The sequence below is a fragment of the Paenibacillus uliginis N3/975 genome, from assembly GCF_900177425.1.
Classification (GTDB): Bacteria; Bacillota; Bacilli; order Paenibacillales; family Paenibacillaceae; genus Paenibacillus_AQ; species Paenibacillus_AQ uliginis.
Window position 1 is genome coordinate 6,074,612 of record NZ_LT840184.1, and the last position, 22,790, is coordinate 6,097,401.

At 48.0% G+C, this 22,790-nt stretch carries 21 protein-coding genes, 1 tRNA gene and 2 riboswitches; of the genes, 10 read left to right on the forward strand and 12 right to left on the reverse strand.

What is annotated here, in order from left to right:
* The first annotated feature begins 196 nt into the window (after window positions 1–196).
* From B9N86_RS28155 to B9N86_RS28185, 7 genes are all read left to right on the forward strand, one after another.
* Entirely contained in the window at window positions 197–880 is a 684-nt protein-coding gene (locus tag B9N86_RS28155) for a M50 family metallopeptidase (protein ID WP_208916436.1), read from the forward strand.
* 251 nt (window positions 881–1,131) lie between these two features.
* A riboswitch (purine riboswitch) is annotated at window positions 1,132–1,231 on the forward strand.
* A 274-nt stretch (window positions 1,232–1,505) separates the two neighbouring features.
* Window positions 1,506–2,561: an ABC transporter substrate-binding protein gene (locus B9N86_RS28160; protein WP_208916438.1), complete on the forward strand. Its 1,056-nt coding sequence runs from the start codon at window positions 1,506–1,508 to the stop codon at window positions 2,559–2,561.
* A 115-nt stretch (window positions 2,562–2,676) separates the two neighbouring features.
* Window positions 2,677–3,723, forward strand: coding sequence for a nucleoside hydrolase (locus B9N86_RS28165; protein ID WP_208916440.1), 1,047 nt, complete (start codon window positions 2,677–2,679; stop codon window positions 3,721–3,723).
* A 28-nt stretch (window positions 3,724–3,751) separates the two neighbouring features.
* Complete coding sequence (locus B9N86_RS28170; RefSeq protein ID WP_208916442.1) at window positions 3,752–4,570, forward strand: ABC transporter permease; 819 nt, start codon at window positions 3,752–3,754, stop codon at window positions 4,568–4,570.
* Between the two features lie 16 nt (window positions 4,571–4,586).
* A complete protein-coding gene (locus B9N86_RS28175) occupies window positions 4,587–5,378 on the forward strand; it encodes an ABC transporter permease (RefSeq protein ID WP_208916444.1) in 792 nt (263 codons plus the stop codon).
* 22 nt (window positions 5,379–5,400) lie between these two features.
* Entirely contained in the window at window positions 5,401–6,510 is a 1,110-nt protein-coding gene (locus B9N86_RS28180; protein WP_208916446.1) for an ABC transporter ATP-binding protein, read from the forward strand.
* 72 nt (window positions 6,511–6,582) lie between these two features.
* Complete coding sequence (locus B9N86_RS28185; RefSeq protein ID WP_208916448.1) at window positions 6,583–8,301, forward strand: adenine deaminase; 1,719 nt, start codon at window positions 6,583–6,585, stop codon at window positions 8,299–8,301.
* Window positions 8,302–8,657: 356 nt separating this feature from the next.
* Here B9N86_RS28185 and eno read toward each other — a convergent pair whose 3' ends face one another.
* The 10 genes from eno to B9N86_RS28235 all read right to left on the reverse strand — a co-directional run bounded on the left by eno (window position 8,658) and on the right by B9N86_RS28235 (window position 18,323).
* Window positions 8,658–9,944, reverse strand: coding sequence for a phosphopyruvate hydratase (gene eno, locus B9N86_RS28190; protein ID WP_208916450.1), 1,287 nt, complete (start codon window positions 9,942–9,944; stop codon window positions 8,658–8,660).
* Between the two features lie 49 nt (window positions 9,945–9,993).
* Window positions 9,994–11,538: a 2,3-bisphosphoglycerate-independent phosphoglycerate mutase gene (gene gpmI, locus B9N86_RS28195; RefSeq protein ID WP_208916452.1), complete on the reverse strand. Its 1,545-nt coding sequence runs from the start codon at window positions 11,536–11,538 to the stop codon at window positions 9,994–9,996.
* 1 nt (window position 11,539) lies between these two features.
* On the reverse strand, window positions 11,540–12,292 hold the full coding sequence (gene tpiA, locus B9N86_RS28200; protein ID WP_208916454.1) for a triose-phosphate isomerase: 753 nt from the start codon (window positions 12,290–12,292) through the stop codon (window positions 11,540–11,542).
* Between the two features lie 130 nt (window positions 12,293–12,422).
* Entirely contained in the window at window positions 12,423–13,604 is a 1,182-nt protein-coding gene (locus tag B9N86_RS28205; protein ID WP_208916456.1) for a phosphoglycerate kinase, read from the reverse strand.
* Between the two features lie 191 nt (window positions 13,605–13,795).
* A complete protein-coding gene (gene gap, locus B9N86_RS28210) occupies window positions 13,796–14,800 on the reverse strand; it encodes a type I glyceraldehyde-3-phosphate dehydrogenase (RefSeq protein WP_208916459.1) in 1,005 nt (334 codons plus the stop codon).
* A gap of 101 nt (window positions 14,801–14,901) precedes the next feature.
* Window positions 14,902–15,948 (reverse strand): sugar-binding transcriptional regulator, encoded by a 1,047-nt coding sequence (locus B9N86_RS28215; RefSeq protein ID WP_208916461.1) that lies wholly within the window; start codon window positions 15,946–15,948, stop codon window positions 14,902–14,904.
* Between the two features lie 199 nt (window positions 15,949–16,147).
* Window positions 16,148–16,248: riboswitch (purine riboswitch) on the forward strand.
* 131 nt (window positions 16,249–16,379) lie between these two features.
* Entirely contained in the window at window positions 16,380–17,255 is an 876-nt protein-coding gene (locus B9N86_RS28220; protein ID WP_208916463.1) for a DegV family protein, read from the reverse strand.
* A gap of 247 nt (window positions 17,256–17,502) precedes the next feature.
* A complete protein-coding gene (locus tag B9N86_RS28225; RefSeq protein WP_208916465.1) occupies window positions 17,503–17,763 on the reverse strand; it encodes a hypothetical protein in 261 nt (86 codons plus the stop codon).
* Complete coding sequence (locus B9N86_RS28230; RefSeq protein ID WP_208916467.1) at window positions 17,726–18,058, reverse strand: serine hydrolase; 333 nt, start codon at window positions 18,056–18,058, stop codon at window positions 17,726–17,728. The genes B9N86_RS28225 and B9N86_RS28230 overlap by 38 nt, the downstream gene beginning before the upstream one ends.
* Window positions 18,006–18,323, reverse strand: coding sequence for a serine hydrolase domain-containing protein (locus B9N86_RS28235; RefSeq protein ID WP_208916470.1), 318 nt, complete (start codon window positions 18,321–18,323; stop codon window positions 18,006–18,008). The genes B9N86_RS28230 and B9N86_RS28235 overlap by 53 nt, the downstream gene beginning before the upstream one ends.
* Before the next feature lie 223 nt (window positions 18,324–18,546).
* On the opposite strand from B9N86_RS28235, the gene B9N86_RS28240 reads away from it, so the two are divergent.
* Both B9N86_RS28240 and clpP read left to right on the forward strand, forming a co-directional pair.
* A tRNA-Arg gene (locus tag B9N86_RS28240) sits at window positions 18,547–18,621 on the forward strand.
* Window positions 18,622–18,788: 167 nt separating this feature from the next.
* On the forward strand, window positions 18,789–19,385 hold the full coding sequence (gene clpP / locus B9N86_RS28245) for an ATP-dependent Clp endopeptidase proteolytic subunit ClpP (protein ID WP_208916472.1): 597 nt from the start codon (window positions 18,789–18,791) through the stop codon (window positions 19,383–19,385).
* Between the two features lie 284 nt (window positions 19,386–19,669).
* Here the strand turns inward: clpP and B9N86_RS28250 are convergent, their stop codons facing one another.
* The gene (locus tag B9N86_RS28250) at window positions 19,670–20,746 is read right to left on the reverse strand and encodes a PdaC/SigV domain-containing protein (RefSeq protein WP_208916474.1); all 1,077 of its coding nucleotides are present in this window, start codon (window positions 20,744–20,746) and stop codon (window positions 19,670–19,672) included.
* Window positions 20,747–20,974: 228 nt separating this feature from the next.
* On the opposite strand from B9N86_RS28250, the gene B9N86_RS28255 reads away from it, so the two are divergent.
* Window positions 20,975–21,505 (forward strand): hypothetical protein, encoded by a 531-nt coding sequence (locus B9N86_RS28255; protein ID WP_208916476.1) that lies wholly within the window; start codon window positions 20,975–20,977, stop codon window positions 21,503–21,505.
* A gap of 180 nt (window positions 21,506–21,685) precedes the next feature.
* Here B9N86_RS28255 and B9N86_RS28260 read toward each other — a convergent pair whose 3' ends face one another.
* On the reverse strand, window positions 21,686–22,738 hold the full coding sequence (locus B9N86_RS28260) for a polyamine ABC transporter substrate-binding protein (protein ID WP_280174961.1): 1,053 nt from the start codon (window positions 22,736–22,738) through the stop codon (window positions 21,686–21,688).
* Window positions 22,739–22,790 lie beyond the last annotated feature (52 nt).

Here is a 22,790-nt window from a genome sequence, read left to right on the forward strand (position 1 = left end):
GCATCTATACTACATAGTAGAAACAAAACAAGTACGCAATCAATCAAGGAACGTATGTTCCATTCTATCATAGGAAAAGGTGTGCTGTCTGCTGCTCACTACCAAACAGCTTTTCCCTGTTTACAGGCGTACGTATTAAAAATCAAGGCTTCTATTATTTACCTTATGGAGCCAGGGCACGAAAGGAATTTTATCCATGAACAAATGGCTGAAAACAATTCTGTATCTTGTCGGCGCAGCCGTGTTGACCCGGTTTATACCATTCTCCTCCTGGTTCCGCATTATGGACACCATGATTCATGAGCTAGGACACGCGGTCGCTACACTATTGCTGTCAGGACGTGTGCTCAGTATTGAGTTAAATCCGGATCACAGCGGTACGACCTATTCCGTCCTTGCTTCCGGATGGAGAACGATTGCGGTATCCCTTTCCGGCTACATTTCCGCTTCTTTATTCTCCGTTCTGATGTTCTATGGTTATGCCAAGCGGAAGCAAGGAGAAGGACTGCTGGTGATCTCAGGGATTGCCATGCTCATGATCCTTTTATTCGTACGTAACGGATATGGTGTGTGGTGGCTTAGCATCTTTATTGTGATCACTTTGGTATTCTATTTCCTCGGCACACGCATCCGGAACGCGTACTTTCTACTGCTCGCCTTCCTCTCGTTGGAGGAATCCGTCATGGGCCCGTTTTCACTCCTGCTGTATGCCATCCGTCAGCCGAGCCGGGCCGGCGATGCTGCGAACTTAGCGAACACAACCATTGTGCCCGCGTTGATATGGGCATTGTTGTTTCTGGTGTTTGCTTTATGGTGCGCCAAGCTTGCCCTGCAAGTGTTCTGGCGCAAGCGTCCGGCGCCGAGCCACGCTCAATCGTAAGGTAACAATAAGATTACTTGGCCTCGTTCCTCTATCTGGCTTCTACCATCTTTGCCCTGATACTTTTAATGTTCCGAAGTCGTCTGAAATAAGCACAAGAATAGTTTTATTTTATAGAAGAATTACTCACCGCCCCATAAATAAGGGGCGGTTTTTTTGTAAAACACGAACATAAAATAAATAAAAATGATCTAACGTTCGGATTTTACGTTGACAATCGCGCGTAATGCTTATACAATGTGTGTGTAGATAACCTAATACACCATGTTTTTCGTATAATCCCGGGAATTGGCCCGAGAGTTTCTACAGATCACCGTAAATGATCTGGCTACGAAGAAGAAGAATTTCCTCATGAATCCATCAGGGATTTGTTTTGCACGCTTTGCCTGTCCATCATCCGAATGCAACGAAGGATGAGAACTTGTTACACCCATACACGGACAGAGCAAGAAGGGAATACCTACTTTTTCCACGCCAGAACTCGGGAAATCTTCCTGAGTTCTTTTTATCGTGACAAAGTAAATTTAGAGAGGTTATTACAAGCGTAGAGCTTCTTCAGAATTAAGGAGAACGATTCGATTGTAAAATGTTTCAACTTAGACTTACAACAGGGGGAACTATTTTTATGAAAAAATTAAAGTTAACACTTGCACTCGTACTATCGATGGGAACATTGCTGACCGCTTGCTCCGGCGGAGACAAAGCAGCTGAAGGCGGCAAAGAAGCACCGACAGAACTGGTCATCTCGACATGGGGCTTTGCGGAAGATCAACTAAAGAAAAATTTATACGAGCCATTCGAGAAACAATATAACGTTAAAATCGTCACCGAGATCGGAAATAACACCGATCGCTTGAACAAAATTCGCCAAGGCAGCTCAAAGGTAGACATCCTCTACTTGTCCGACTACTATGCGCTGCAAGCGGCTGAGGAAGGCTTGCTCGAGAAGATCGATCGGAAGAACATTCCGAACATCGATAAGCTGTATGATATTGCGAAGGCTCCAACCGGAGAGGATTATGGCCCAGCTCATACCGTCGCCCAGTTCGGTCTGGCCGTGAACAGCGATGACGTGAAGACGCCGGTAGAATCGTGGAGTGACCTGTGGAAGGCTGAATTCAAGAATAAAATCGCGCTTCCGAACATTACGATTACGACAGGCCCGATGATGATGGATTTCGCAGCGAAAGTCGGAGGCGGCCAGGATATGGATACCGAAGCGGCTTTTAAAGCGATCAAAGAAATCAATCCGGGTGTTGTCAAATACTATTCCAAATCCGCGGATCTCGTGAACATGTTTGCGCAAGGCGAAATCGTAGCTGCTCCGATCCAGGATACGTTCTTCGGCAGCTTGAAGGAAGCATTGCCATCCGCACAATATATCACACCTAAAGAAGGCGCTTATGCGCTTATGAATACAGTCAACATCGTCAAAGGTTCGAAAAACAAAGAATTGGCGGAAAAATTCATCAACTGGCATTTGAGCCAAGAAGTGCAAGAGGCGAACGCTAAAGATCGTATCGACTCCCCAACGAACAAAGAAGTGAAATTGACAGCGGAAGAAGCTGAAGGTCTTACTTATGGCGCAGATGTCGTTGAGAACTTGAAGATCCTTGATTTGAACCAGGTAAACAAGCAAATGAGCGGTTGGATTGACCGCTGGAACCGTGAAATCGAGTAAAGTCCAGAAATAATGAAAGTTCGAACAGAATTTTTTTGAACTTTATCTAAAGGAGGAGGGCTGTCGTTTATCGCACCCTCCCTTTTTATTCTCACCAACAGGCAGGAGGCTTAACATGATGCTTACAGATACCGCTCCTGTACAGCGAAAGCCCGTTATTATAGATGTTGATACGGGCGTGGATGATGCATTGGCACTGGCGCTTGTATGGAAATGTAAACAACTGGAGCTTGTAGGCGTGACGACGGTTAATGGCAACGTCTCGCTCGCGCAGTCGACGTTAAATACCCGGAAAGTGTTGCACATGCTGCAGCAATTGGATAGAAACGGCCGGGGTTCAGATACTGGGGGAAGCGAAACCGTTTATGACACGGAGGCTAATTCTTGCCCAAGCGGCGTATCCACCTGGACGGTTCCCATCGTCCCGGGTGCGAACGAGCCCTTGATGCGCCCGACGTTCTTTGAGCATGCGGTGCATGGCAACGACGGGTTGGGCGGCGCGCTATCTGATATGGAACCGCCTGAGCTAGAACCCGATCAGAAGCATGCAGCTCAGTTCATCATCGAACAAGCGAAGAAGCGCCCTGGTGAACTGACGCTCATTATGACCGCACCGCTTACAAATCTGGCAATCGCGCTTCGTGCTTGCCCCGAGCTGCCACAGCTCGTCAAGCGTGTCATCGTAATGGGAGGCGCCTTGCAGACATACGGCAATGTAACGCCTGTGGCGGAATACAACATATACGTTGATCCGGAAGCAGCCAAGATTGTACTTCACGCTGGCTTCGATCTGACGCTAGTTGGACTGGATGTGACACGTCAGGCGCTGCTGCGGCCGGAGCATTTACAGAAGCTCGATAACACGCCGCTTGGCAGCTTCGTTCGTACCTGCACCGAACAGTATATGGAGCGCTACCGCATGCGCAACGGAGTTGAGGCGTGCGCCATGCATGATCCACTTGCAGCCTACGTGGCTATAGACGATAGCATCATGAAGACATGCCGGTATTATGTTGATGTCGAGACAAGAAGCGATCTGTGCGACGGGCAGACCGTCTGTGACGTACAACATCGCCTCGGCCAAGAGCCGAATGTAAATGTTTGTGTAGAAGTAGATGGAGACACGTTCATGGAACGCTTTATCTCCATACTGCAAGCTTAGACACCATGAGAAACAGGAGACGTAACCGATGAAAAAACCATTCGTATGGCTACTGCTGCCAGGACTATTGTTTTTGACTGTGTTCATGGTCATCCCCATCTTTATGACGATTGGATCCACCTTCTTCCGTGAAGGCCAATTTACAATCGAAGGTTATATCAAGCTGCTCAGCGATCCGTTCATGCTAAAAATATTAGGAACAACATTGCAGGTCAGTACCATCACCACAATTGCCTGCATTTTGATCGGATTTCCGGTCGCCTATTATATTTCGAAGCAGAAGGCACGCACGAAAGGAATCTTGCTGGCCTTGGCTATTTTCCCGCTCATGACGAGCGCCATCGTACGTTCCTTTAGCTGGATGGTCATTCTCGGCAAGAATGGACTCGTAAATCAGCTGCTGACCAGTATAGGACTTATTGATGAACCAATGAAAATATTGTACACCCCGACTTCGATGATGATCGGTCTTATTCATCTGTTCTTGCCGCTTATGATCATTTCGCTCGTAGGCGTTATGGAGAACATTGATCGCGACTTGTTAAATGCTTCATCCAGCCTTGGTGCATCCCGAATGAAAGGATTCATGACGATCATTGTACCGCTATGTGTACCGGGACTCATCGTCGGCAGTATCCTCGTATTCGTAGGCAGCCTGACGGCATATACAACACCGCAATTGCTGGGTGGCAAGCAGCGTGTAGTCGCAACGTTCCTATATCAGAATGCAATGACGCTCAATGATTGGGACATGGCATCGATTATTGCGACCGTTATGATTGTCGTCACCTTTATCATTATCGGGCTCATGAATCAACTTGCTCGCAAATTGAATCCGAAGGGATAACGGGGGTTAACTTCTTATGAAACAACAACATCGCGGACTTGCCGTATTTACGATATTGGCGTATATCTTTTTGCTAGGGCCGCTTTTTATCATTATGGCGACATCTTTCGGGGAAGGCTCAGTTCTAAAGTTCCCACCGGAAGGCTTTTCGCTGAAGTGGTACCAGAATATTTTTGAAGTTGAAATGTTTTTAACCACGTTCAAAGTTACGATTATCGTAGCGCTTGTCGGCAATCTGATTGCGCTGCTGCTCGGCGTCCCTGCTGCTTATGCGTTAAGTCGCTATCAATTCAAGGGTAAGGGACTGCTCAACTCGATCTTTATATCACCGATTCTAATTCCCGGTGTCGTGCTTGGATTTACGATGCTCAAATATTTAGTCGTTCGATTCCATCTGCCCGTATATACCAGCTTGCTCATCGGACATATCGTGCTCATGATGCCGTTCATTATTCGGGTTATTGGGTCGAGTTTATCAAACTTCGATTATTCGGTCGAAGAGGCATCTATGAGCTTGGGCGCTAGTCGATTGAAGACATTCTTTACGGTCGTGCTGCCGAATATTCGCTCGGGTCTCATTGCTGGTGTGCTGCTCGCGTTCCTGGAATCGTTCAACAATGTGGATATATCCGTGTTTATGACGGGCCCAGGGGTAAGTACGCTGCCGATTCAAATGCTTACCTATGTTGAGAACTATTTCGATCCGACGATCGCAGCGATTTCCGTGCTGCTTATGATGATAACGGCATTGCTTATGTTCTCGATTGAACGCTTAATGGGACTCTCCTACTTTACGAAAAATAACTAGCATACATCGGAGGCCAACGATAATGGAATTGCTATCCCTTCAAAATATATCGGTTGCATATGAGAAGAACCTGATTCTTAAAGACTTTAACTTGAGCTTGAACGAAGGAGAACTGATCTCTCTGCTCGGGCCTTCTGGCTGCGGCAAAACAACAACACTTCGTCTTATCGCCGGATTTCTGGAAGCGAAGGACGGCAAATTCCTTTTCCAAGGGAAAGACTACACGCGGGTTCCGGTCAACAAGCGTAACTTCGGATTTGTATTCCAGAGCTATGCGCTCTTCCCACACATGAATGTGTACGATAATGTCGCTTATGGATTGAAGCTGCGTAAGGTGGACAAGTCAGCCATCGCTAAGCGTGTGCATGAGATGCTTGAGGTTGTCGATTTAAAAGGATTCGAGAAGCGATTCCCTGGTGAATTGTCAGGCGGTCAGCGTCAGCGTGTCGCGATTGCCCGCTCACTCGTCATTCAACCGGATCTGCTGCTGTTCGACGAACCGCTCAGCAATTTGGATGCGAACTTGCGAGTTAATATGCGGGTTGAAATTCGCCGCATTCAGAAGCAGCTTGGCATTACGAGTGTATATGTATCCCATGACCAGGAGGAGTGCTTCTCGATTTCAGACAAGGTCGCTATTATGAACAAAGGCGTAATCGAGCAACTAGACGCCCCTGCGAACATTTACAAGTACCCTGCAACCGAGTTTGTTGCCCGGTTCATTGGCTTTAACAACTTTATTGATATCGGCGAAATGCATGATGACGGCGGCGTTATTACGCTCCAAGGCGCACAAGGCACACAATTGCAAGTTATCCACCGCTCTGGATATCCGCTGACGGATTCCATGAAAGGTGCGATTCGTCCGGACGACCTTATGGTAGCAATAGACAGCGAGTGTACAGCAGGGATCGGCGGCTTGACTGCAGAGGATGTCGCAGCAGGTCGAAACCTCATTGCCGGACAAGTCAAAATCAGCACATTCCTCGGTCGGAGCTATCAATATGTTGTGGACACGGCGCTTGGCGAATTCACGGTGAACCGGGAAATGGAGATGCCATTTGAGCGCGGCACTGCCGTGAAGCTGGTATTGCCGAAAGAGAAGGTTGTCCTGGTGAGAAGCTCGAAGTAGGAATACGTTCCAGCGCGGATTTTTGAACAACCTCTTAGGAGACCAACGAAGGACAACGAGGAGTGAAGTGCCATGAAGATAGATTTGTTGGTAACAAACGTCAACGTATATAACGTATATTTAAAACGATTCATCACAGGCAATGCAGCGATTAAAGACGGGAAATTCCTCTACATCGGTGCCCGTGGAACGGAGACTTTCGAGGCGGCTGAAGTCATCGATGGAGCTGGGAAATATATGGTTCCAGGGCTTGTCGATATTCATCTTCATATCGAAAGCACGATGGTAACGCCAAAAACGTTCTCACATGGACTGATCAAAAATGGGGTGACGACCATTGTATCCGAACCCCATGAGATGGCCAATGTATTCGGCGTGGAAGGCGTTAAGGAAATGATTCATGCCAGCGAAGGCTGCACTGCGGACATCTTATATGCCATTCCGAGCTCTGTCCCGGCAACGCCGCTTGAGACGACAGGCGGTGAAATCGATCTTGTCGATATTGATGAGCTGCTGCAGGACGAACGGGTTATCTGCTTGGGCGAAATAATGAACTCGGTTGATGTGCTGCGTGATCCGGAATGCAAAACGAATCGCATTTTGAATCATGTTCGAACAAATTATCCACAGCTCGTTATTGAAGGACACACACCGAAGAAGCTGGTCGATCTGGAACTGGCGCGCTTCATGTTCGCAGGTGTCGATTCAGATCATACGGAGCAGGCCGTGGATAGTATGCGCGATCGGCTGGCAAACGGCATGTTCCTCGAAATTCAAGAGAAGTCAATGACGCCGGATATTATGAATGTGCTCATTCATGAAGACGTTGCGGAGTTATTCTGCTTCATAACAGACGACGTAATGGCGGACACATTTGTGCAGAACGGGCATTTGAATCATCTTGTTAAAAAGGCGATTTCGATGGGCATGGCACCGGAGCGTGCGATCTATGCGGCAACCTATACACCAGCGAGACGGATGCGTCTCTACGACCGTGGTGCGATTGCGCCGAATAAGGTCGCGGACTTCGTTCTGCTTAGCGATATCGAACAATTTCAGATTGAGGCGGTATTTAAGCATGGTCGCCTAGCCTATGAAGCCGGGGCCGCTTATGAACAAGAGCGCGGTGAGCGTCAATTTCCGCCGCATTTCTACAAGAGCGTGCAGCTTGCTGCACTTACAGGAGATGACTTCCGCGTTGCTGTAGAGGCGGCGGATGGCGAGCATACCTGCCGTGTCATGGAAGTCATAAACGGAACGACAAACACGAATGAACTACATGAGCAGGTACGTGTGGAGAACGGCGTTCTAAACTGGCAGGACAGTTCGTATGGCTTAATTGCCACCTTTGAACGGTATGGCAAAAACGGCAATCGTGCTTACGGGCTTATTACAGGGAACACGATCAAGCACGGAGCGATTGCAACGACATATTCTCATGACAATCATAATCTGCTAGTCGTTGGACACTCGCCAGAAGATATGGCGCTTGCATCCAATACGGTAATTGCTGATCAGGGCGGCTTCTGTGTCGTAAAAGATGGCAAAGTACTCGCTCACATCCCGCTGCCTGTTGGAGGCATCTTGTCAGAGGAATCATTCGAGGAGTTCGGTCAAGCTGTAAAGCAGCTTCGCGAGGCGATGGAGTCTCTCGGCTACGAGCACTATAATCCGATTATGTCGCTGTGCACGCATTCCTTGCCGGTTAGCCCGGCGCTGAAGCTGACTGACCTGGGCCTGATTGATGTCCACTCCGGACAAGTTGTACCTCTTATTGTAGGGACGGATTAAATCCTACTGGGTGATTGTGCCCCAACATACTCCCCGCCCACACAAAAGCCCAGCTCATGCTACCGCATCGAGCTGGGCTTCTTTGCGCTTCCATGAGACGCTAACAAGGGAGCTGCACACCTTCTTCAATGGCACAGGTGCGTGTATCGTCGGAGGAGCAACGCGTTCGCCTTTAAAATCGGGAAACCTCCCTAACCTAATCATTCATAGTTTCCCGATTTTAACAGCGACCGGAGACGATACACGCACCGCCCCCCAGCTCCATAAGCCAAGTGTGCAGCCACACTCCAAGCTACCTCATGATAACGCAAAAAAGACCAGCTCCATAAAGCAGGAGCTGGTCTTTTCACATATTATTACTTCTTCAAGTTGTAGAACGACTTCAAGCCGTTGTATTGAGCCAATTCACCCAATTGATCTTCGATGCGAAGCAATTGGTTGTATTTCGCAACACGGTCAGTACGGGAAGGAGCACCTGTTTTGATCTGACCAGCGTTTGTAGCAACCGCGATGTCAGCAATAGTGCTGTCTTCGGATTCACCGGAACGGTGGGAGATAACTGCTGTGTAACCAGCACGTTTTGCCATTTCGATCGCATCAAATGTTTCAGTCAGCGTACCGATTTGGTTAACTTTGATCAGGATGGAGTTACCAATATTTTCGTTGATACCTCTTTCCAGACGCTCTGTGTTCGTAACGAACAAGTCGTCACCAACGAGTTGAATTTTGTTGCCCAATTTCTCAGTGAGCAATTTCCAACCTTCCCAATCGTCCTCGGAACATCCGTCTTCGATGGTGATGATTGGGTATTTATCAACCCAAGAAGCGAGCAAGTCAACGAATTCTGCAGGGGCATAGGACTTGCCTTCGCCTTCCAGAACATACTTGCCATCTTTGAAGAACTCAGTGGAAGCAACGTCCATACCGAGGAATACGTCTTCGCCTGGCTTGTAGCCGGCTTTCTCGATAGCTTCGATGATGGAAGACAATGCATCTTCGTTGGATGTGAAGTTAGGAGCAAAACCGCCTTCGTCACCAACTGCAGTGTTCAGGCCTTTGCCTTTAAGTACGGATTTCAGGTTGTGGAAGATTTCAGCACCCATACGAAGTGCTTCTTTGAAGCTTGGTGCGCCAACAGGCAGTACCATGAACTCTTGAACGTCAACGTTGTTGTCAGCGTGTGCGCCACCGTTAACGATGTTCATCATAGGTACTGGAAGCTGTTTCGCATTGAATCCGCCGAGGTAAACATACAGCGGAAGATCCAGAGCTTCAGCAGCTGCACGAGCAACAGCCATGGATACAGCCAGGATAGCGTTAGCGCCCAGCTTGCCTTTGTTCGGAGTTCCGTCCAAAGTGATCATCAGCTTGTCGATGCCGAGTTGATCCAAAGCGTCCATTCCAATTACTTCTGGAGCGATAATTTCATTTACGTTCTCAACAGCTTTCAGAACGCCTTTGCCCAGGTAACGGGATTTGTCGTCGTCGCGAAGTTCAACCGCTTCGTGAACACCAGTGGAAGCACCAGATGGAACGATAGCGCGTCCGATTGCACCGGATTCCAGATATACTTCAACTTCTACAGTCGGGTTACCACGGGAGTCAAGGACTTCGCGTGCGTATACGTCGGAAATAATAGTCATAGATAGAGTCTCCTTTTAATGTGATTTATTTTAAAGTCATTCGATTAATCTATTTGCGGGCTGCAATCATAGATGTTCCGGTCATTTCTTCCGGCTTCTCAAGCTGCATCAGATCCAAAATAGTCGGTGCGATATCAGCAAGAATACCGCCTTCACGCAGGGTTACGTTCTCGTCTGTGACGATAAACGGAACCGGGTTCGTTGTATGAGCTGTAAATGGCCGTCCGTTCTCATCGAATACCATATCTGCGTTGCCATGGTCAGCTGTAATGAGGACAACGCCGCCTTTAGCAAGGACAGCATCCACCACTTTGCCGACACATTCGTCTGTAACTTCAACTGCTTTGATTGTTGGTTCCAACATGCCGGAATGGCCTACCATGTCGGGGTTTGCAAAGTTCAGGATAATCGCATCGTGTTTATCCGCTTCGATCTCCTTCACACAAGCATCCGCCACTTCATAAGCGCTCATCTCTGGCTGTAGGTCATACGTGGCCACCTTCGGCGAATTAATCAGCACGCGTGTCTCGCCCGGAAGCTCAACATCACGACCGCCGCTGAAGAAAAACGTGACGTGTGGGTATTTCTCCGTCTCTGCAATACGCAGCTGCTTCTTGTTGTTCTGCACCAGCACTTCACCCAGCGTATTGTCGAGGTTCTTCGGCTTGTACGCAACAAAGCCCTCTACCGTTTCGCTAAACAAGGTCAAGCAGACAAAATGCAAATCTTGCGGAAACTTAGGTCCACGGTCAAATCCACGGAAATCCTTGTTCGTAAATACCTGGGACAGCTGGATCGCACGGTCTGGGCGGTAGTTCAAGAAGATTACAGAATCTCCGCTTTCCACCAGGCTCACCGGATTGCCCTGATCATCTACGATGACAGTTGGCTCTACGAATTCATCATAGACCGATTTCTCGTAAGATTCATTGATCGCTTTCAGTGGATCAGTGTATTTCGGGCCTTCGCCGTACACCATCGCACGGTAAGCTTTCTCTACGCGGTCCCAACGTTTGTCACGGTCCATCGCATAGTAGCGTCCCGATACGGTGGCGATTTTGCCAACGCCGACTTCCTCGATCTTAGCGATCAAGTCTTTAATAAACTGCTTACCACTGTCCGGTGCCACGTCACGACCATCCATGAAGCCGTGGATGTATACTTCGTGCATACCTTCCTTCTTGGCAAGGTCCAGCATAGCGAACATATGCTCAATATGGCTGTGAACACCGCCATCGGATACGAGGCCGTACAGATGCAGTTTCTTGTTGTTTTTCTTAGCGGAACGGATTGCTTCTACGAGGGTTTCATTCTCAAAAAATTCACCTTCGCGAATCGACTTCGTAATCCGAGTTAAGTCTTGATAAACGATCCGTCCAGCTCCGATGTTCAGGTGACCCACTTCAGAGTTACCCATCTGTCCTGCCGGAAGGCCTACCGCTTCACCACAAGCCGTCAGCGTTGTATTCGGGTACTGCTTCAAATAACGATCATAGTTTGGCTTGTTAGCTTGGGAGACCGCATTACCTTCAGTGGTATTGCGCAGCCCGAATCCGTCCATGATGATCAGTGCTACGGGTTTTGGTGCTGACATCTTATTTCGCCCCCTCAACGAGCTGGATGAAAGAGGCTGGCTGCAAGCTGGCTCCTCCAACGAGCGCGCCGTCAATGTCGCTTTGACCCATATACTCAGTTACATTCTCAGGTTTCACACTGCCACCGTATTGAATGCGCACCTGAGCGGCCACATCTTCACCGTACATTCCTTTCACAAGGTCACGGATGTAAGAGATTACTTCGTTAGCATCCTGTGCTGTGGAGGATTTACCTGTTCCAATCGCCCAGATCGGTTCGTAAGCAATCACAACATGAACAGCCTGATCCGCAGGAATTCCTGCAAAAGCTGCTTCCGTCTGTACTTTGCATACGTTCTTCGTTTGGCCAGCTTCACGCTCTTCGAGCTTCTCGCCGACACATACGATCGGAAGAAGACGGTGACGGAAAGCCGCATGGACTTTTTTGTTCACAATCTCATCCGTTTCGCCGAAATATTGACGGCGCTCCGAATGTCCGATAATGACATAGTCTACGCCCAGATCCTGCAGCATGACACCACTGATTTCGCCGGTAAATGCGCCATTTTCCTCAAAATGCAGATTTTGTGCGCCAATCTTGATGTTCGTGCCTTTAGCAGCTTCAACAAGCGCAGGAAGGTTCGTAAACGGCGCGCAGATCACACTTTCCACGCCCTCGACTTCCGCTTTGCCTTTTACCTCTTCAAAGAATGCTTTGGCTTCCGGAACAGTTTTGAACATTTTCCAGTTGCCGGCTATGATAGGTGTTCTCACACGATTCACTCCTTTACTCTTACTCCCCCCATATTATGGGGGACCCGCTTCTTTGCGATAGCTTACTCTATACAAGTAGAAACGACTTCGGCGTCCTTTTCAAAGGGCGACGGCGTTTCTTCGAGAAATACTACTTATCGTTCAGTGCCACAACACCAGGAAGCTCTTTACCTTCCATAAACTCAAGAGATGCGCCGCCGCCTGTAGAGATGTGGTCCATCTTGTCAGCCAAGTGGAACTTCTCTGCAGCTGCTGCGGAATCACCGCCACCGATAATCGTGTAAGCTTCTGTGTCTGCACAAGCTTGAGCTACTTCACGAGTACCGTTCGAGAACGGTTCGATTTCGAATACGCCCATAGGCCCGTTCCATACAACCAGCTTCGAGTTTTTGATAACCTCTGCATATTTCGCACGTGTTTTCGGTCCGATGTCTACGCCTTCCCAATCTGCAGGAATGCCGTCGATATCAACAATATTCGTGTTGGCATCGGCACTGAAATCATCCGAAACAACAATGTCTTCCGGGAGGTAGAAGTTCTTGCCCAATTCTTTTGCTTTCTCGATAAAGCCCAGTGCGGTATCCAGTTTGGAATCATCGCAGAGGGATTGACCGATTTCATGGCCTTGAGCTTTGAAGAACGTGTAAGCAAGTCCACCGCCGATAATGACGTTGTCAGCCAGCGTAAGCAGGTTGTTGATCACATCGATTTTGTCTTTAACCTTCGAGCCGCCAATAATCGCGGTAAATGGACGATCCGGGTTGGAAAGGGCTTTGCTCAATACAGACAGCTCTTTCTCCATCAGCAAGCCGGATACAGCCGGAAGAAGATGCGCAATTCCTTCAGTCGATGCATGTGCACGGTGTGCTGCACCAAAAGCGTCATTGACGAACAGATCTGCAAGCTCAGCGAACTGCTTCGCAAGCTCCGGATCATTCTTCTCTTCACCAGGATAGAAACGAACGTTTTCAAGCACAAGAACGTCGCCGTCCTTCATGTTAGCAATTTGTGCTTTTACTGCATCCCCAACCGCTTCATCTGCTTTCGCTACCGGTTTGCCAAGAAGCTCGGACAAACGTTCGCTAGCAGGTGTCAAACGCATGGAATCTACTACTTGACCTTTCGGACGTCCCATATGGCTAGCCAAAATAACTTTAGCGCCTTTTTCCACCAAATATTTAATGGTCGGCAGGGTTTCACGAATCCGAGTATCATCGGTAATCTTTCCATCCTCGAGGGGTACATTGAAATCGACGCGGACAAACACCCGTTTGCCGCTTACTTCCACATCACGTACACTTTTCTTGTTCATCTCCACGTTCCTCCTAAGAAACTATTCTCCTCGCCGACAGCAGGCTGCTCTCGTTCTCTCTCTATGTTTAGAGTCCGGTTTTATCTATTCTTCCCAGTACTCTGGCATGAAAACATGAAAATATATAAATCAGAAAACCAAAGAGGAGCGCCACAGGGAACCCCTCTTCGATTTATGGTTTAGATCAGATATTACAGACCTTTGCTTGCGATGTAAGCAGCGAGGTCAACGACACGGTTGGAATAGCCCCACTCGTTGTCATACCAAGAAACGACTTTCACCATGTTGTCACCTACAACCATAGTGGACAGGGAGTCGATAGTGGAAGAAGCTGGATCTGTATTGTAGTCGCTGGATACAAGCGGCTCTTCGGAGTAGTTCATGATACCTTTCAAAGGACCGTTAGCAGCTGCTTTCAGAGCGTTGTTAACGTCTTCTCTAGTAACGTTTTTGGATGTTTCAATTACGAGGTCCGTTACGGAAACGTTCTTCGTAGGTACACGCATAGCCATACCATTCAATTTGCCTTTCAGTTGTGGCAGAACCAAGCTAACCGCTTTAGCTGCGCCAGTTGTGGAAGGAATGATGTTCTCAGCTGCTGCACGAGCACGACGAAGGTCTTTGTGTGGCAGGTCGAGTACTTGCTGGTCATTCGTGTAAGAGTGAACAGTAGTCATCATACCTTTTACGATACCAAAGTTTTCGTCCAGAACTTTTGCAAATGGAGCCAAGCAGTTCGTTGTGCAAGAAGCGTTGGAGATTACAGTGTGGTTAGCTGGATCGTATTTATCTTCGTTAACGCCCATAACGATTGTGATATCTTCGTTAGTAGCAGGAGCGGAGATAATAACTTTCTTAGCGCCGCCCTTCAGGTGAGCTTCAGCTTTATCTTTAGCTGTGAAGATACCTGTAGATTCAACAACGATTTCAACACCGTGTTGTCCCCAAGGCAAGTTTTCTGGGTTACGCTCTGCAAATACTTTGATTTCGCGGCCGTTAACTACGATTGCGCCTTCTTTAGCTTCAACAGTAGCATTGAGCTTGCCGTGAGTTGTGTCATATTTCAAAAGGTGTGCCAGCGTGCTTACGTCTGTCAAATCGTTGATTGCTACGATTTCAACCTCGCTGCTGTCGAGCGCTGCGCGGAACACGTTACGTCCAATACGTCCAAAACCGTTAATACCTACTTTAACCATGAGTATTTCCCTCCATATAGTGAAAGTTTTTATTTATTCAAGACAGACCGTGAGGTCCGTCAAGACAACAAAGTTAGTAAAAATGCTTTATGTTTGAGCTCTTACTGCTCCGCCGTTTGATCCAACCGCTTCTCAATTTCTAGCGCTGCGGCCTCATCGATAACAAGAATATCCTCGTGTCCGAATTTCAATACGGCGTGAATAGCTCTGGCCTTGCTGCGTCCACCTGCGATTCCGATAATCGTCTCTGTACGCATAATGTCCTCAAGCCGCAGCCCAAGGGTAAGCATTTTGTGGACGACCGTACCTTCTTCACTGAAATAGTAGCCAAAGGATTCGGCAATGGCTCCTTCCGCTTTCAAGTCCTGAATCGATTTCTCGTCAAGCTTCCGGCGATGAGCCATCTCCATAGCATCTCCGATGCCATGAACAATCACACATGATCTTCGTATAACATCCACAATTTCTTGGATATGCTGATCTTGGACAAGTGACTGATAAGCATCGTCACTCAGCAGGTCAGGTACATGCAGTAGCCGATATTCGGCTCCCACCTTCTTGGCCATCTTGGATGCGATGGTATTCGCTTGAATCTCCATGCTCTCACCCAAGCCACCTCTTGCGGGTACGAACCACGAACCTTTCAAAGGACCGACCGACGACGGTGTCATCTGCTCCGCCACTTCGGCGAGCGTCGATCCACCTGTTACCGCGATAATGTCTCCGTTGTCGACAAAGCACAGAAGCGCTCTTGCTCCAGCTCTGCCAAGCTCACGTTTCACATCGGTTGAAGACTCACTGTCACCCGGGACAATAACCACTTTGCGTAGCCCATAAGCCTCGCGGATTTTTTCTTCCAGGTCAGCTAATCCGAACAGGTCCTTCATCACCGGCTCGAGCTGCTCCAGCAAGTTCGTTCCGGCACTGCTGACCCTCATCCCAAGCGTCTCAATCTCGATCAACCCCTGTGCTTTCAAGAGGTCCGTTTCGGCCCTCAGCACACGTTCGGTCATTGCCAGCGATGCTGCAAGTGTCCTGCGCCCAACAATTCCGGATAGCTTGATCTGATGAAGGATCGTATACCTTCGTTTGAGAGTGTCCATGAGATCGGGCAGAAGCTGCTCTTGTATTTCTAATAAATTACGCATGCTTTCCACTCCTGCAACTTCGTCTTGGATCTCCTTCTCTATGGTCGCAAAATGTCCCAGTCAAACGTTTTGAGTCCCACCTTTATTCTACTCAATATTTATGATGGTTGCAAGTGTTCCGAATGTATATTTCTCAGCCTCGGCCATTCTTATGCACCATATTCCCTCTGCCGATCCTGACAGGGTGAAACGGCTATCATTACCAGCGATTCTTTATTCTCGTATATGTGCAGGAATCGGCCTGCATGTATCTATCCGATCACCGGAAATGATTGGGCTGCGGCATGATTCGGACCGGTTCTCTAAGCCTGTACCACCCAGTTTCTTGTGAAATGCTTGGCGCGCGCTTTGCCATTGGCATGGTGCATCGAATGCGGAAGAAGACGGACAGGCCCCGTATCCTTCCGGAGCGGGGCTTCATTAGTGCCTGATTAATCAGCTTCCGTATAGGTGCGGCTGCGGAAGAACAGGGCGAGCGTGCCCGGACCAGAATGGGCGCCGATGGCGCAGCCGATCGAGCCGGTCATGATGTTATGCATCCCGAACCGTTCGCTTATGATTTGCTTCAGCATCTCCATCGCTTCCACGTCGTCGCCGTGGGCGATGCCGATCAGTTGATCCTTGTCTTCCAGATTGGCGCGCTGCTCCAGTAGGTCGGCCAGCCGCTGAATCGACTTCTTCCTTCCTCTGACCTTATCTACAGGAATAAGCTTTCCATCCTCCACATGCAGTACCGGCTTAATGTTCAGCAAGCCCCCGATAACGACGGAGGATTTGCTTACCCGGCCCCCGCGGTACAAGTATTCCAGATCATCCACGGTGAATACATGTTCCAGCCCCGCGGCCAAAGCGCGCACCTTGGAGACGAGACGCTCGCGGGACACCCCCTCGGCCGCCCAGCGCGCCGCTTGTTCGACGACGAGGCCGAAGCCCAAGGAGGCGCATTTGGAATCGATGATATCTATCGCTGCGTCAGGATAATCCTCCTTCACCATATCGAGCATCATCCGTGAGGATGCGTATGTACCCGATAACTCGGAAGAGAATGCAATGTAGATCGCCTCTTCGCCGGATTCTGCGATGGCTGTGAATATCTGCTGGAACCGCTCCATCGGAACTTGGGACGTTTTGTACACCAGACCCTGGCGCATACCATCGAACATTTGCTTCGGTTGTATAGTAACGCCGTCCTCGTATTGATTCTGATCCTGAGTTACGATTATCGGCAGCCCTGTGATGTTCAGCTCCTCCAGAACGGACCGGGGAAGATCGATCGCGCTGTCAGCAAGGACACGAACCTGATTCATGAGCATACCTCTCCTTAACCATTTTTTCTTTTATCATAACATGTCTTGGCCGGAGCGCGGAGCATGAAGAATGTAAGGAGAGAGAGAGCATGGTGAAAAATAACGGGGAAAATCGCTGTGGAAGCTGTCGGCGAAGGGAGATAATGTTTGCTTCGGGCTCATTCCGAGCCCGAAGCGGTCCCCCTATTCCTAACTCCATCCATAGGGGGACCTTGTTCAACAATATGCAATGCAATGCCGCATTCGATTACTGTACCGCTTTGGCAATCGAACGGAAGGCGAGCATCGTCTCATATTCATTTTCCAAAAAGTTCGGGTCCGTGCTCGTCTTGACGATGACGACCCCTGCTTGCTGATCGACATAAATATACTGCCCCCAAATGCCGATGGCGCTGAATTCCGTTCCATCGCTTCCAAGCGGAATCCACCATTGATATTGATAACCGAACTCCGGAGTCGCGTTTCCAGGCTCAAGCTCTTTCCGGTCCGGCGTGACCGATTCCTTCACCCATTGACGGGAGAGAAGTTGCTTCCTCTATCAACATCACTAAAATATGGGTATCAATGCTCTTATATACAAACGTTCCCGGTTCGGAGGAGCGGGGCAATGTGGTCACATATTCTGAGATCGACTGGTTATTTGCGGCCATTTCATAGGCCAATCGGTTCAAATCGGACGACTCATCCGCATAGTCTTCATTGAATTGAATGCCGGAAGACATTTGCAGCACTTGCTTGATCGTAACATCCTTATAAGCCCGAATCGCGTAGCTGCGGCAAATAGTTCGTGACCGGCTCGTCAACGCTTTTTATCTTCCCGTCCTGCAAAGCGAACCCGATTAAGGAGGACATGAACGACTTGGATACAGACATGGATAAGTTCCGCTGGCATTGGCGGTTGCCCCGATAGTAGTTTTCACTGACAATGCTGCCGTCCTTCAGCACGAGCAAGCCGGATGTCTCCGTCCGCTTCAACAGTTCGCTTACTTTTCTTTTCTTACCCTTATTTAAGTATAGGTGACATGCTGAATCGACTGCTTGTTCTCGTAGCAGCGGACGCAAAAACATATATGTCAATCGCCTGTGAAAATGTCACTTGTATGATCAGAGGTCAGGCTTGCCAGGTGACCTCTACATAGCTAATATGTTGTGATTACATTGCATCTTGGAACACAAAGCTTACCCATCCCGAGTTGCCGGTAATTGCGAAGCGTGAACACGTGATTTAAATCTTATCAATCACTTGTTTTTTTCTCAAAAACGAGGTATAATCATCTTCGTTGCTAATTTTGCGCCCGTGGTCCAATGGATATGACGTAGGCCTCCGGAGCCTGAGATCGAGGTTCGATTCCTCGCGGGCGCGCCATTTATTTTCAGAACTCTATATACTGTTTACCCATAAGTGCCTATGACGGCTCTTTTTTTTAACCAATAGTTTGACTATCTTTGACTTTATGGTTGAAATTGTTTATTATTTGGGTAATACGGTAACAGTATTTTAATGAGGAATGCATTTAAGGGGAGGTTTTCTATATGAGTTTTATACCTATGGTCGTTGAACAGAGCAACCGCGGTGAGCGGGCGTACGACATCTATTCCAGATTGCTGAAAGACCGCATTATCTTCCTCGGCTCCGACGTAAACGACGTTGTTGCCAATGCCATCATTGCACAAATGCTGTTCTTGGCAGCAGAGGATCCTGAGAAGGACATTCATCTTTACATCAATAGCCCTGGCGGATCCATTACTGCTGGTATGGCTATTTTTGATACAATGCAGTTTATCAAGCCTGACGTGTCCACCATCTGCGTCGGTATGGCTGCTTCCATGGGGGCTTTCCTGCTGAATGCTGGAGCTAAAGGCAAGCGATTCGCGCTGCCGAACAGCGAAATTATGATTCACCAGCCTCTGGGCGGAGCACAGGGACAAGCGACGGATATTGAAATCCGTGCTCGCCGCATTCTGAAAATGCGCGATAAGCTGAACCACATCCTTGCAGAGCGTACCGGCCAACCGCTGGAACGTATTGAGAAGGATACCGATCGAGACTATTTCATGACGGCTAGTGAGGCTAAAGAATACGGTCTCGTTGACCAAGTGCTTGAAAAGACACCATCACAAGGCATTTAATTATTCATTAAATAAAAGGGCTGATATCCGCAAATGTGGATGTCAGCCCTTTTTCTATAGAAATATTTGGATGTCTTTCCGCTCTATGGACTAAGGTTCTTTCTAAACATGCCCTCTGATATTATCCTTGTGGTCTTTTGCATAGCTATTGCTGTTATTGCAGGACTGACGGGTTATTCCCTCGGTCATTTCCGAAATAAAAAGGCATCCCCCACGATTGAGCGATAATGGAGCTCTCGCTCCATGCCCGCCATCCGGAGAATGCCTTGTCTTCATATTTTGCCTTACTTCCATTCCTTCAAGTTAAGCTCAAACTGAGGGAATCCATAAGCATAAGCTGTGTAGTCGTACAATTGGAAGTACAGAACTGCTGCGTTATCCTTCAGGTAGAAATCAGCATCGGCAGGCACGCTTTTAAATCCGCCGAGGTAGCCTCCGTCCTTCTTCATCTTGTTCAACACGAGATTGTTCAGCTTCTGCTTGTTCTTGCTCTGCATGTTGATGACATCGCCAAGCTTAAGTTGTTTACCATCCTTCAACGAGAACGTAAAGCTGTTGCGGAAAGTCATACCGTGAGCACCACCAGTGTAAGTGTAGTCATAAGCCGTGATGCTCAGCAACCCTTGTGCGTTGTAGTGAACTACAAAATCCCCTTGAAACTCATACGGATATTTCGTTCCGGATGGAGGTTGCGTTCCAACGTTTCCTTCAGCCGCGGTAATTACGTCCTCCGCGTTCTTTTTCAGCACCTTGTTGATTTCGGTCTGAGCCTGTTCATTTTCAAGCCCGCTCACCACTGGATAATTCGCAACAGCCTCCACATTTAGAACCTTCTTCTTCAACGTCGCCGACTTGATCGTAATCGAATTTTGCTTCTTCGGGGTCATGCTGAGTGATTTAAGAGATGAATTCCATTGTCCCTGAACACCCATGTACTCATTCAGTACTTTATACGGGATATATAGGCGGCCATTCACAATCTTGCCTCCTGGCTCCCCTACATCATATCCGTTCACGGTAAGGTAGATTTCATTATTAGCGTAGACAGCTGCACTCAGTTTGTTGTAGCCATTGCCAATGGTATAAGTTCTGTTTTTCGCATCATATTTTAACGGGATACCAAGTGCATCACGTATTGCTGTAGCAGGTACAAAAACCGTGCCATTATCCAGCATCCCCTTCTGGGTTAAGGCCTTGCCGTTCCATTTCAGTGCAATTTCCGATTTGGCAGATTTTTGAGCTGCTACGGTCACTTTAGCTTTAGATGAGCTGGCATCCACCACTTGTCCACTCCAACCAAGACCACCGAGTAACACACCCGCCGCAACGACTGCTGCACCATACTTCATTTTGTTCCCCATTTATTATTCTCCACCTTCCAAATTTAAGTATTTAATGTATTACCCGTTTTCCATTATAGGAAACACGACAGCAAGAGAGGTAACAATCACGGTGACAATTTTGATGCCAACAATTAGCAAATCCAAACAAATTGTAAAGATTGAGAATCTTACGCACCCCATATTCGCCAATTTTCAACATCCAATGTTCATGATATTCTTAATAAAAAAAGGAAAGAAGCATCTTAGATGAACTCTAAAAGAAATGTAAGGATTTTGTTATTTATTGTCGTCTTGGGATTTGCAATTTTTCAAACGTATCAGCTACAAACCGAACGCCATGCGGCACGGAAGCATGTCATAAGCGCCGCCTCCGACGCTGCGCAGCATTTAATGTCGGCACGGAACACCATCGTACGCATGGACAAGGAAAATGAATGGGATGAGCCGGAAGCCAGAGAGGATCTTAAGCTGTGGTTAACCCATACCATGATGTCACTTCAGAGCACTAACAAGAGCTGGCAGCAACTGCCCTACCTTGTACCCCAAGATTCGAGAAGCGATATGAACGCATTGTCTAATAACTTCTTTTCCTGGTATATGCCTGTACCGTCCATTCTCGATAAGTCCGGACCATTAACCGAGGGAGATAAGGATGAGCTATTATATCTTTCTCAAATTTTGTCCAAGGTAGATCTGTACAGTACTTTGAAATGGGATGAAGTTGCACAAATGATCTATCATGCGGAGCAGGAATGGAAGGCTGCAGGTGGGGAGTAAGTAAAATGTGTGTTGGTGGCATTTTGTTTGGCTGAACAGTGACTCTCGGGGGCAAGAGCGGTCGGAGGAACGATTCGTACACGCAGCGTCTTAGAAACAGATTAAGGGGTGTCCCAGGTCAACAGACCTTTTGGGACACCCCCTTTTTGATTCAATAACGTTCTTGCAGAGAATATTAACTTATCTTCCGCTCTTCAGTTCTGTCCAGAAGCGGTCATAAATTTGCAGAGACTCTCCGACATCACTGAGCCATTCGGTTCGCTTAAGCTCATCTTCTGTCAGATTGATCATCTTGTCACTACGGTATTCCTCACTGTGGAATTCCATCGCTTTAGCGTTCGGATTGCTGTAGCCGATGAATTCGTAGTTTTTCGCACTAACTTTCGGATCTAGCATATAGTTCATAAACTTCTCAGCCAGTTCCTTGTTTTTAGCGCCTTTTGGAATAGCGTAGTTATCGGAGAAGATCGTTCCACCCTCTTCAGGTACAACATAGCCCACATCAGGGTTCTCTTTCGCGATAAAGGAAGCATCACCAGACCATACGGTTGCAATCCAGCCTTCCTCTTGAATCATTTTTTGCTTAATATTGTCCGTGTCAAAAGCAAGCACGTTCGGCAGCAATGTCTTCAGATCATCCACAGCTGCTCCAATCTCTGCTTCATCCGTGGAACTGTTGGATTTGCCCTGCTTCTTGAGAGCCATACCGATCACTTCACGGTTGTCGTCAAGCAGCAGCACCTTTCCTTTGTAAGCCGGATTCCACAGATCATTCCAGCTCTTAATTTCTTCTTTAACATACTTCTTGTTATATGCGATTCCCGTCACACCGGACATATACACGATGGAATATTTATTACCCGGATCAAAATCCGGATCCTTAAATGTATCCGCAATGTTCTCCATGTTCGGGATATTATTCTTATCAAGCGGCTCTAGCAGATCCATGTTGATCATGGTCTTCACCATATAATCCGAAGGCTGGATCAAGTCATATCCGCCACCGCCAGCTCTAATCTTCGCCAGCAGGTCCTCATTGTTCGCGTAATTGTCGTACGTTACCTTGACGTCAAATTCCTTCTCAAAATCCTTCAGCACCTCTGGGTCAAAGTTGTCAGCCCAGCTGTAAATGTGCAAGGTTTCCTTTTCAGAGCCACAAGCCGCCAAGGATGTTATCGACACCACAGCGAGCATGCCTGCCAGCAGCAGACGGGTCCATCTCGATTTTTTCAATTCACTATCTCCTCTCTTTCCGCCATACATTATATTGAATTTATCCGAAAAG

Bases quoted from the DNA above. Each gene is read 5' to 3' on its own strand.
- B9N86_RS28155 (WP_208916436.1), top strand. From the start codon at position 197: ATGAACAAATGGCTGAAAACAATTCTGTATCTTGTCGGCGCAGCCGTG.
- B9N86_RS28160 (WP_208916438.1), top strand. From the start codon at position 1,506: ATGAAAAAATTAAAGTTAACACTTGCACTCGTACTATCGATGGGAACA.
- B9N86_RS28165 (WP_208916440.1), top strand. From the start codon at position 2,677: ATGATGCTTACAGATACCGCTCCTGTACAGCGAAAGCCCGTTATTATA.
- B9N86_RS28170 (WP_208916442.1), top strand. From the start codon at position 3,752: ATGAAAAAACCATTCGTATGGCTACTGCTGCCAGGACTATTGTTTTTG.
- B9N86_RS28175 (WP_208916444.1), top strand. From the start codon at position 4,587: ATGAAACAACAACATCGCGGACTTGCCGTATTTACGATATTGGCGTAT.
- B9N86_RS28180 (WP_208916446.1), top strand. From the start codon at position 5,401: ATGGAATTGCTATCCCTTCAAAATATATCGGTTGCATATGAGAAGAAC.
- B9N86_RS28185 (WP_208916448.1), top strand. From the start codon at position 6,583: ATGAAGATAGATTTGTTGGTAACAAACGTCAACGTATATAACGTATAT.
- eno (WP_208916450.1), bottom strand. From the start codon at position 9,944: ATGACTATTATTTCCGACGTATACGCACGCGAAGTCCTTGACTCCCGT.
- gpmI (WP_208916452.1), bottom strand. From the start codon at position 11,538: ATGTCAGCACCAAAACCCGTAGCACTGATCATCATGGACGGATTCGGG.
- B9N86_RS28205 (WP_208916456.1), bottom strand. From the start codon at position 13,604: ATGAACAAGAAAAGTGTACGTGATGTGGAAGTAAGCGGCAAACGGGTG.
- gap (WP_208916459.1), bottom strand. From the start codon at position 14,800: ATGGTTAAAGTAGGTATTAACGGTTTTGGACGTATTGGACGTAACGTG.
- B9N86_RS28215 (WP_208916461.1), bottom strand. From the start codon at position 15,948: ATGCGTAATTTATTAGAAATACAAGAGCAGCTTCTGCCCGATCTCATG.
- B9N86_RS28220 (WP_208916463.1), bottom strand. From the start codon at position 17,255: ATGAATCAGGTTCGTGTCCTTGCTGACAGCGCGATCGATCTTCCCCGG.
- B9N86_RS28235 (WP_208916470.1), bottom strand. From the start codon at position 18,323: ATGTTTTTGCGTCCGCTGCTACGAGAACAAGCAGTCGATTCAGCATGT.
- clpP (WP_208916472.1), top strand. From the start codon at position 18,789: ATGAGTTTTATACCTATGGTCGTTGAACAGAGCAACCGCGGTGAGCGG.
- B9N86_RS28250 (WP_208916474.1), bottom strand. From the start codon at position 20,746: ATGGGGAACAAAATGAAGTATGGTGCAGCAGTCGTTGCGGCGGGTGTG.
- B9N86_RS28255 (WP_208916476.1), top strand. From the start codon at position 20,975: ATGAACTCTAAAAGAAATGTAAGGATTTTGTTATTTATTGTCGTCTTG.